Annotated in this window: 8 protein-coding genes; 3 read left to right on the plus strand and 5 right to left on the minus strand. The window is 69.5% G+C overall.

The annotated features are described in order from the left end of the window. Positions 1 to 18 precede the first annotated feature (18 nt). From CA984_RS22435 to CA984_RS48075, 3 genes are read right to left on the minus strand one after another with little or no spacing between them, the layout of a single operon-like run. Positions 19 to 576, minus strand: coding sequence for an NADPH-dependent FMN reductase (locus tag CA984_RS22435; protein ID WP_086575535.1), 558 nt, complete (start codon positions 574 to 576; stop codon positions 19 to 21). A gap of 51 nt (positions 577 to 627) precedes the next feature. Then, positions 628 to 2,139, minus strand: coding sequence for a zinc-binding dehydrogenase (locus CA984_RS48070; protein ID WP_242676108.1), 1,512 nt, complete (start codon positions 2,137 to 2,139; stop codon positions 628 to 630). Continuing rightward, positions 2,040 to 2,381 (minus strand): SDR family oxidoreductase, encoded by a 342-nt coding sequence (locus tag CA984_RS48075; protein WP_242676110.1) that lies wholly within the window; start codon positions 2,379 to 2,381, stop codon positions 2,040 to 2,042. Before CA984_RS48075 ends, CA984_RS48070 begins: the two co-directional genes overlap by 100 nt. Positions 2,382 to 2,511: 130 nt before the next feature. Here CA984_RS48075 and CA984_RS22450 point away from each other — a divergent pair, with 130 nt between their 5' ends. Further along, complete coding sequence (locus CA984_RS22450) at positions 2,512 to 3,540, plus strand: AraC family transcriptional regulator (protein ID WP_086575536.1); 1,029 nt, start codon at positions 2,512 to 2,514, stop codon at positions 3,538 to 3,540. 331 nt (positions 3,541 to 3,871) lie between these two features. On the opposite strand, the gene CA984_RS22455 is transcribed toward CA984_RS22450, so the two are convergent. Continuing rightward, a complete protein-coding gene (locus CA984_RS22455) occupies positions 3,872 to 4,498 on the minus strand; it encodes a TetR/AcrR family transcriptional regulator (protein ID WP_086575537.1) in 627 nt (208 codons plus the stop codon). 199 nt (positions 4,499 to 4,697) lie between these two features. Between CA984_RS22455 and CA984_RS22460 the strand changes: the two genes are divergently transcribed. Both CA984_RS22460 and CA984_RS22465 read left to right on the plus strand, forming a co-directional pair. Further along, complete coding sequence (locus CA984_RS22460; RefSeq protein ID WP_086575538.1) at positions 4,698 to 5,831, plus strand: FAD-dependent oxidoreductase; 1,134 nt, start codon at positions 4,698 to 4,700, stop codon at positions 5,829 to 5,831. A gap of 519 nt (positions 5,832 to 6,350) precedes the next feature. Beyond that, positions 6,351 to 6,704 (plus strand): beta/gamma crystallin domain-containing protein, encoded by a 354-nt coding sequence (locus CA984_RS22465; RefSeq protein WP_086575539.1) that lies wholly within the window; start codon positions 6,351 to 6,353, stop codon positions 6,702 to 6,704. A 236-nt stretch (positions 6,705 to 6,940) separates the two neighbouring features. Here the strand turns inward: CA984_RS22465 and CA984_RS48790 are convergent, their stop codons facing one another. After that, complete coding sequence (locus CA984_RS48790) at positions 6,941 to 7,063, minus strand: hypothetical protein (RefSeq protein ID WP_278249058.1); 123 nt, start codon at positions 7,061 to 7,063, stop codon at positions 6,941 to 6,943. Positions 7,064 to 7,215 lie beyond the last annotated feature (152 nt).

Raw genomic sequence — 7,215 nt, forward strand, 5'->3', positions numbered from 1 at the left:
GTGCGGTATCCGAAACGACTACTGACGAAGTGGCCGCAACGCCTCACCCCAGGCGACGACCTGGTCCAGCATGGCCGTGACCGCGTCCTCCTGATGCGCCGCCGGATTCAGGACGCTGAAGTGCTCGAAGTCGGTGAACAGCGACAGCGCGACCTGGGCACGCACGTCGGCGACCTGGAGCTCGCCCATCACCAGCCGCAGGTGTTCCACCGCGCGGGTGCCACCGGCGCTGCCGTAGCTGACGAACCCGGCTGCCTTGTTGTTCCACTCCGCGTACAGGAAGTCGATCGCGTTCTTCAACGCTCCCGACGTCGAGTGGTTGTACTCGGGCGTCACGAACACGTACCCGTCGAAGGAGTCGACCGTCGCAGCCCAGGCCCTGGTGTGCGGGTAGCTGTACTCCCCCATCGCCGCCGGCATCACCTCATCCAGATGCGGCAGGCCGAAATCTTTGAGATCCACCAGCTCGAACTCGGCGTCCTGGCGCTTGGCGGCGATGTCGTGCACCCAGCGGGCCACGGCCTCCCCGTTGCGCCCTGGCCGCGTGCTCCCGATGATGATCGCAATCTTGGTCATGACGATTCTCTTTCTTCGGACGCCGTGGTACCCGGGCCCGAGACGCTCGGTTCAGGGGAAGACGGTGATCTTGCCGTGGGTCTGGCCCGCCTCGCTCCTGCGGTGGACCAGGGCGAGGTCGGACAGCGGGTGGGATTCGGCGACGTCGACGATGAGCGCGCCGGCGTCGAGGAGTCCGACGATCTCGCTCAGTTGCTTGGCGTCGTTGCGGGCGACCATGTGCAGGGCGGTGACATCGGCGCCGGCGGGCGGCTCGACGGGGGTGGCGACGGAGGCGATGACGCCGCCCGGCCGCAGGAGGGAGACCAGCATCACCGCGGCCTCGGGAGAGATCGGAGCGAGGTTGACGACGGCATCGACCGGGCCGTCCAGCGCATCTGCGAGAGCGGTGGTCGTGTAGTCGATGATCTGGTCGGCGCCGTACTTGCGGACCGCCGCGGCGCTGCGGCCGCTGGCCGTGGCGACCACTGTCGCACCGGCGTGCCTGGCGAGCTGGACGGCGAACCCTCCCACGCCGCCACCGGCGCCGTTGATGAGCACGCGCTGGCCCGCGGTGATGTGGGCGTGCTCGAACAGCACCTGCCAGGCGGTGAGCGCGGCGACGGGGATCGTGGCCGCGTCGGCCAGGGGAACAGTGGCGGGCGCCTTGGCCAGCACGCCGGCCGGGGCGACGACGTACTCGGCCGCGGCGCCGCCCGCGTCGAGACGGCCGATGACCCGGTCGCCCACGGCCAACCCCTCCACGTCGCCGCCGACCTCGGCGATCGTGCCGGAGACGTCCCAGCCGAGGATGTAGGGCAGGTCCACCGGCAGCGCGGCTCGTAGCATCCCGGACCGCAGCGCCGTTTCCGAAGGATTGAACGAGGTGGCAGCGACCTCGATCAGGACCTCGCCCGGCCCGGGGGCGGGCCGCGGTACTTCTTCGTATCGGATGACGGAGGCATCGCCGTACTCATGGATGCGGGCGGCCTTCATGATGTCGCGGAACTCGCCCGCGTGGTCGGTCACCCAGGTGCGGAACGTGCGGGCCGGGACTCCGGTGACCTCTGCCACCGTGGCCGTGGCCGCTCTCGGCTCGGTCACCATCTCGGCCTGGGCCTGGAGGATGCCGTCCACGGCCGCGGGCGGCCAGCCCTGGGTGAGCATCTGCTGCCGCGCGGTCTGCGGCGAGGTCTCCTCCCAGCGCACCGGGCGGCCGATCACCTCCCCGATGATGCCCGCTTGTTCGGCCTGGGTCAGTATCTCGGGCCCGGTCAGCTCGTGGATCACGCCGCTGTGCCCGCCGTCGACGAGGGCGCGCACCGCCACCGCCGCGAGGTCCCGCTCGTGCAGCGGAGGCATGGCGGCCGCGCCGTACGGCTCACGCACGACTGCCTCGGCGCGGATCTGCCCAGCCCACCGCAGGGCGTTGGCCGCGAAGGCGTGCGGTCGCAGGAACGTCCATTCCATCCCGGACCGCTCGATCAGCCGCTCGATCTGTTGTTCGTGGTCGCGGACGGCAGCCGAAGACAGGTAGACCACGCGTCGGGCATGTGCGGCGGCCACCTCCAGAACCGCGGGCATCCCCTCGGCCGTAGCGAACGGCCAGAGGAGGAACACGGCCTCGACCCCGTCCAGGGGGCGTGCAGGGTGTCCGGATCGGTCAGGTCTCCATGCGCGATCTCGACGCCGTCCGGAAGACCGGCCGTTCCGGGATCACGGGCCAGCGCACGGACCTCGGCCCCCGCCTCCAGCAGTTGCGCCACGACCTGCCGGCCGACCGTGCCGGTCGCCCCGATCACCAGAACCTTGCGTTGCTCCGGCATGAAAGACCCCCAATGGTTGATCACTTCGTGTGCGCTCAACCGTATGGGCAGGAGAAGAGACAGCCAATGCGTGAAAATCTCGTATTTATACGCGTACGTCTTCGTGAAGGCGTCGACATAGACTCTCTCCGTGGACGTACTCAGCGATGTGATCGCCGCGATGCGCACCGGACAACCCCGCTCGGCGCGCGTTCGATGGCACGCCCCCTGGGGACAGCAGTTCCCCACCGTGCGTGGCTCCGCCGGCTTTCAAGTGGTCCTGCAGGGATCGTGCCGACTGATCCCCCCAGGCGGCGACGCCCCCATCGCGCTGAACGTCGGCGACGTGGTGTTCCTGCCCCACGGAAGCGGCTACGCGCTCGCCGACAGCCCTACCACCCCGTTGACCGAACCCGCCTGCGACCCACTGAACGACCCTCGATTCGAAGACCGCTACGCCTCCGCGACCGTGGGAAAAACCGGCCAGGACGGCTCACAGGCGGTCACCGTGACCCTCTGCGGTGGATACCGGCTCGACCCCAGCCGAGCCCATCCGCTCCTGGCCGACCTGCCCGAGATCGTCCACCTGCCCGCCCGCCTCGGGCACCGCCCCGAACTGCGCGCCGCCGTCGGTCTCCTCGGCGGCGAACTCGACAACCCCCGCCTCGGAGCCGACACCGTCGTGCCCGCCCTGCTCGACACGCTGCTGCTCTACATCCTGCGCGCCTGGTTCGACGAACAGTCCGAACGCGGCACGACCGCCGGCTGGGCCGCGGCACTGGGCGACCCGGCGATCAGCGCCGCACTGCACGCCCTCCACCGTGACCCCGCACTCCCCTGGACGGTCGAGACACTCGGCACCCAGGCGGGACTGTCCAGGGCGGCTTTCTCCCGGCGCTTCACCACTCTGATCGGCCAGCCACCCCTCACCTATCTGACCTGGTGGCGCATGACCACCGCAGCCCGACTTCTCCGTGAGTCCGATGCCTCACTCGGCGAGGTGGCCACCCGGATCGGCTACACCTCGGAGTTCGCCTTCGCCAACGCCTTCAAACGGGAGTACGGCACCGCACCCGGCAAATACCGACGACAGAGCCGAGCGGAACCCCAGAGCAGTGGACTCGACGTGACGGCACCACAACCAGTGGTCACTTCGCCGGTGAGGAACGCCGAACAGTGATCAAAACTGATCATCAGCGTCTTGGCCCGCATGCCCAGCCGATACAGGAAGGCCGCCCAAGCTCATAGCGGACCGCCCCACCCTGCCGCGCTTCTCTCCAGCAGTGCTCCTACCAGGGAAAATACTCGCTTTACGGTATGCCCCGAGCTGGTCTTCCATCCCGGCCTGACAGCGGTGCCGCAGTTCCCCCTTGCGGCCGTGAAAGACGTGCTTGGCCAGGTCATGGCAGCCCTCCTGGAGATTGCGGATCTCGCGACCGAAGGAGCGGGGGTTGGGGCGGGCGTGGATGAGGACCGCTCGGACGCGCGCCGTTCCGCGGCGAGGCGCTTGCTCACGCCTTGATCTGGCCGAGCGCGCTCCAGCCGTGTTCCAGGAGGTCGAAGGCCCGGGTGATGGCCTTGCGGGGGTCGTCGTGGGCGTAGGCCGCGCGGGGGGCTTCGAGGGCGAAGTGGGCCAGGGCAGCGCAGATGGGGTCGCCCGCGGCGAGGCCGCTCTCCTCGGCGATGGCCTGCGCGAGTGCGGCGGTGTGGCGCAGCCACATGTTCTGGGCATAGTCACGCAGCGCGGGGGTGCCGGCCACCAGGTTGGTGAAGGCGGTGAAGCCGGCGTCGCTGTCGGAGGCGGCCAGCCGGGTCCTCAGGGCGTGTTCGCGCAGCGCGGCGGGGATGGACTGGCCCTCGGGCCGCTCCCGGACGGCGGCGAGCAGGCGGGTCTCCTGGTCGGAGTCCTCGTCGAAGACGAGGGCTTCCTTGACCGGGAAGTGCTTGAACAGCGTGGTGGTGGACACGTCGGCGGCGTCCGCGATCTCGCGAATGCCGACCTCGTCGTATCCGCGCTCCAGGAACAGGCGCAGCGCGGCGTCAGCGATGGCCTGGCGGGTGGCGGCCTTCTTGCGCTCGCGTCGACCCACCGGCGCGGGAGAGGGACCTGTCGCGGTGTCGGTCGTTGTGCTGGGCATACCGGCACCCTACCTCCTCAGTTGACCGACTTCAAAAGTTATGTTGTTGCACTTATTGAGTTGGTGTGTTTTTCTGGAGCGGCGGTTCCGAGGTACCACCCGGCCGCCCTTTCTCCTCGGCGGGACCCGCCACCCCCTGACCCAGGCATCCCCTCAGCACGGCAGTCATGGCACTGCCGCACGGAACGAACGGAGCACCATGAACACCCCCCCGACATCCCGCATCGCCATCATCGGAGCCGGTCCCGGCGGCCTGATCTGCGCTCGCATCCTCCAGCAGCACGGCATCACCGCCACCGTCTACGACCGCGACGCCGGCCCCGCCGCCCGCGACCAGGGCGGCACCCTCGACCTGCACGCCGACAACGGCCAGATCGCCCTACGCGAAGCCGGCCTCCTGGAGGAGTTCTTCCGACTGGCCCGGCCCGAGGGCCAGGAGATGCGCCAGATGGACCCGGCCGGCACGATCCTCTTCCACCACGTCCCCGAGCAGGGCGAGCGGTTCAAACCGGAAATCGACCGCGGCCGGCTGCGCGACCTGCTGCTCAACTCGCTTCAGCCCGGCACCGTGCGCTGGGGCCACGCCCTGCAGACCGTCAGCGGCCCCGCCCAAGGCCCCCGACAGCTGCACTTCACGGGCGGCGCCACCATCGAAGCCGACCTCGTCGTCGGCGCCGACGGCGCCTGGTCCAAGGTCCGCCGCGCCGTCTCGCAGGCCACCCCCCGCTACAGCGGCGTAAGCTTCCTGGAAGCCTGGTTCCACGACGTCGCGACCCGGCACCCCGACATCGCCGAGCTCGTCGGCCAGGGCGGCGCCGCCGCAGCCGACGGCGACCGCGGCCTGTTCGCCCAGCGCAACAGCGGCGACCACATCCGCGCCTACATCATCCAGCGCGTCCCAGCCGACTGGATCACCGCCGGCGGTCTCACCCCCCAGGCCACCGACGGCATCCGCGCCCTCCTCCTGGAGCGCTACCGCGACTGGTCGCCCCGCCTGCGCCGGCTGATCACCGACAACGACGGCCCCTACGTCGACCGCCCGATCTTCGCCCTGCCCGTCCCCCACGCCTGGGAGCACAACCCCACGGTGACCCTGCTCGGCGACGCCGCCCACCTCATGCCCCCGCTCGGCGTCGGCGTCAACCTCGCCATGCTGGACGCATGCGAACTCGCCCTCGCCATCGCCCACCACGACACCATCGACGAAGCCGTCCACGCCTACGAGAAGACCATGCTTCCCCGCTCCACGGAGATGGCCCAGCTCCTCGACGGCGCCGCCGACGAGCTGCTGTCCACCGAGCTACCCGACTTCGCCACCGCCGACGACCACTGATCGTCCATCGCAGTCAGCCGGATGGCCCGCACGCTCCACCACAAGCCCTCCCGGCGAACCGGGCAGGCAGCAGCTAAATCACCGCGATCTTGATCACGGCCTCGGCCGTCGCGGTCAGCCGGCCGACCTCGCCGCGACCGTACCCGCCGGCTGCCGCCAGGTCTGCGCCCAACCCCCTGGCCGCGATGCGCATCGTGGCTGTTCATCGACCCCGTGAGAAAACCGGTATCCCAGACGACTGCGAGGCGCTACGGCTTCGCAGCCTGATCAAGGATCCTGCCGGGCAGCTTTGACCTGGTCTTCCCCGCCACTTTGCCTCTGGTGGCGTCGACCCGACTGGAGGGCCTATTACTTTGAGTTACCGATGCATCCAATCGTGTCACGGAAAGGCGCAGCCGCGAGGGGCCGCTCCGGTGCGCAGTCAGCCGTCTGCCGGCCCGACGAAGCACCGTTCCGTCAGGACGCGACATCACCAGCAGGGCCGGGCCGCGCGCGCCGGTCTCCGCAGGAGGAGAGTCTGTGATTTCGAAGAGCAAGAAGAACGCCCGTTCCATGGCCGTGGCGCTCACCGCAGCCGCCGCCTTCACCGTCACCATCCCGGGCGGCACCGCCTTCGCCATCGATCACGTCCAATGCGTCGGCGGCGAGAACTTCCTGAAGATCTGGTCGCACCTCGACGGCCGCGAGAGCGTCGACTGCTACGCCAACGGCGGAAAGACCGACTTCGGCGGATGGTGGGTCGACCGGATCTCCACGGGCAACAACGACCTGATCTACTACGACGCCAACGGCGACTCGGTGAAGATCGAGCGCTGGCACGACATCACCTTCCCGAACCGCCCCCCGAAGGTCGTCGCCATCCAGATCGTGTGACACGTCGACATCCGGCTGCAGCCGGAATCGCCGGCCGGTCACGCCCCGCAGGCGGACCGGCGGCGGGCAGTGCGACAGGCCGGCCTGGGCGATGCCGGCAGCTGCTGGGCCGATCGGCAGGCTGAGCAGCTGCCGGACGACCGGCCACCTACGCGGGCCTTGAGCGATAACGGAACGGCCGGTGACGTAGCGAGCCGGCTCGGGCGGAATTGCCGCCATTTACCGCCCTACGTCGCTCAAGGCCCGGCGCGCCGCCTGCACACCTGCTGCGTCAGCCACTCGGTCAGCCGTTCGGCGTCGGCCACAGTGCACTCGCTGAAGTCCAGGACGGAGCTGCGCCTGTTCTGAGCCTGGGTCAAGCCGGCCGCACATGTTCCGGTGGCCAGTGAGGCGGTGGCCCTCGATAGGCACCTGTCGCCCTCACTATCAACCGATCGGTTGATGCCGGAATCCACCACCCCGCTCTCCACCCGGACGATCCGCCACCCCCCGCCTCCGCGCGATTCTCAAG

Source organism: Streptosporangium minutum, assembly GCF_002149035.1.
Classification (GTDB): domain Bacteria; phylum Actinomycetota; class Actinomycetes; order Streptosporangiales; family Streptosporangiaceae; genus Streptosporangium; species Streptosporangium minutum.

What these genes read in the sequence shown, in the direction of transcription:
- CA984_RS48075 (WP_242676110.1), bottom strand. Translation starts at nt 2,381, where the DNA reads ATGCCGGAGCAACGCAAGGTTCTGGTGATCGGGGCGACCGGCACGGTC.
- CA984_RS48070 (WP_242676108.1), bottom strand. Translation starts at nt 2,139, where the DNA reads ATGCCCGCGGTTCTGGAGGTGGCCGCCGCACATGCCCGACGCGTGGTC.
- CA984_RS22460 (WP_086575538.1), top strand. Translation starts at nt 4,698, where the DNA reads ATGAACACCCCCCCGACATCCCGCATCGCCATCATCGGAGCCGGTCCC.
- CA984_RS22455 (WP_086575537.1), bottom strand. Translation starts at nt 4,498, where the DNA reads ATGCCCAGCACAACGACCGACACCGCGACAGGTCCCTCTCCCGCGCCG.
- CA984_RS22435 (WP_086575535.1), bottom strand. Translation starts at nt 576, where the DNA reads ATGACCAAGATTGCGATCATCATCGGGAGCACGCGGCCAGGGCGCAAC.